Genomic DNA, 412 nt, shown 5'->3' on the forward strand with positions numbered 1-412 from the left:
AGATACCGTTCTCAATAAAAATAGTTGCCTATCCTTAAACAATTTCATATAAGCTTCTTCAATCATATTTGAATTTAGGTGGGCTACTAGGCATACATCCAATCCAAGCTTTGACCCTGAACATAAACTTGGATATAAGTCTAATTTCAATAAGGAGTGAACCTCGAATTATGGTATATACACGACAAATGCCATCTGCCCTGAGTCCCTGGGGTCTTCAAAATTGTTTGTATCGTTTTACGTACTTGTGGCTTAGAAACGGAGACAATTTCTGGTTTTATTTGACGACTGTCGGGGAATCAAGAGTTTATGGATATAGGTTTTTCGGCGGAAGATGGAATAATTATTCGGTTGCTTTAAGAGATATTGTTAACTTCCATTGTTCTCCTCCGACTCCAACTCTATATTAAAA

The sequence above is a fragment of the Peribacillus sp. B65 genome, assembly GCF_058513295.1.